Origin of the sequence: Clostridium arbusti SL206 (assembly GCF_000246895.1) — a bacterium.
GTDB classification, from domain to species: domain Bacteria; phylum Bacillota; class Clostridia; order Clostridiales; family Clostridiaceae; genus Clostridium_I; species Clostridium_I arbusti.
The window spans coordinates 1-1,603 of record NZ_BAEV01000185.1 but is presented as its reverse complement, the minus strand read 5'-3'; the positions used below and the strand labels follow the sequence as shown (position 1 = coordinate 1,603).

Sequence of the window (1,603 nt, the reverse complement as noted above, 5' to 3'; positions counted from 1 at the left end):
GGCACATTCAAATATTTGGGAGGTATTTATTATGGAACAAACAATAAATAAAAAAGAAACTACATTAACAGCAGATGAAATAAAGAAATATGATAAAGAATACAATTTACACTCATGGAGTGCTCAGGCAAAATTAAATCCTATGGTAATTACAAAGGCAGAGGGAATTTACTTTTGGGATGAAAATGGTAAAAAATATTATGATATGTCTTCACAACTTGTAAATTTAAATATAGGATATGGTAACAAAAAGGTAGTAGATGCCATACAAAAACAAGCAGCAAAGCTTGCTTTTACAGGCCCTGGAAATGCTATAGATGTAAGATCAGAACTTGCTAAAAAAGTAATAGAAATTGCACCAGATAATATGGGAAAAGTATTCTTTACACTAGGTGGAGCAGATGCAAATGAAAATGCCATAAAGATGGCTAGAATGGTTACTGGAAAGTATAAAATATTCTCACGTTATCGTTCATATCATGGTTCAACATTTGGTGCAGCTAATCTTACAGGTGAGCCTAGGAGATATACTTGTGAACCTGGAATACCTGGATTTGTAAAATTCTTTGACCCTTATGTATATCAGGAGAAGATAGAATTTAAAAGTGAAGAAGAGGCATCAAAGTATTATATAAATAAACTTAGAGAACAGGTTATATATGAAGGCTCCGACACTGTAGCTGCTATGGTATTGGAAACTGTAACAGGAAGTAATGGAGTTATAATACCTCCAAAGGGTTACCTTGAAGGTGTTAGAGCATTGTGTGATGAGTTTAACATAATTATGATTTGTGATGAAGTTATGGCTGGCTGGGGTAGAACTGGTGAGTGGTTTGCTTGTGACAATTGGAATGTAAAGCCTGATATTATTACTTTTGCAAAGGGTATAACTTGTGGATATGTTCCTCTTGGTGGGGTTATTGTTAGCCAGGAAATTGCAAAATATTTTGATGATAATGTGCTTATGTGTGGTTTAACTTACAGTGCTCATCCTATTGGTTGTGCTGCTGGTTGTGCTAATATTGATGTATACAAGGAAGAAAAATTGATTGAAAATTCTAAGGAGATGGGTAAAGTCCTTGGAGAAGAGCTTGAAAAGTTGAAGGAAAAACATGCTTCTGTAGGTGATGTAAGATATATAGGATTGTTCTCAGCGGTAGAGCTTGTTAGGAGTAAGGAAACAAGAGAGCCAATGGTACCTTATGGAAAAGATCCAGAAAAGATAATGTCAAAGTTAGTTGGAATGTTAAAAGAGAAGGGTTTCTCAACTTATTCTCACGAAAGTTGTATTTTAGTTGCTCCTCCACTTATAATAAAAGAGCAGGAAATTAAAGAGGCAATGGCAATACTAGATGAAGTTCTTAATTATGCAGATAGTTTAGTTTTAAAATAATGCTTGCAAATTGGAGGTGATATTGAGTTTTCGAATGCCCTCATTGCGCATTAAAAGCTAAAAATTTAGTTTGATAAAAATTTCTAAACCATTTAAACTCACAAAAGTTCAGACAGTAAATGGTTCTTAACGAAATTTCCATCAAACTAAATTAAGCTTTTATATTGCTCATTCGAAGTTATTCAAATCCTCAATATCTCATCCATAAGC

1 protein-coding gene is annotated in these 1,603 nt (G+C 33.7%); it reads left to right on the top strand.

Translation table 11 applies throughout. The features are described from left to right. Positions 1-31: 31 nt before the first annotated feature. Entirely contained in the window at positions 32-1,393 is a 1,362-nt protein-coding gene (locus RH99_RS17960) for an aminotransferase class III-fold pyridoxal phosphate-dependent enzyme (RefSeq protein WP_010241702.1), read from the top strand. Positions 1,394-1,603: the final 210 nt, after the last annotated feature.

Excerpts from the sequence above, each read along its gene's own strand:
- RH99_RS17960 (WP_010241702.1), top strand. The coding sequence starts at position 32 with ATGGAACAAACAATAAATAAAAAAGAAACTACATTAACAGCAGATGAA.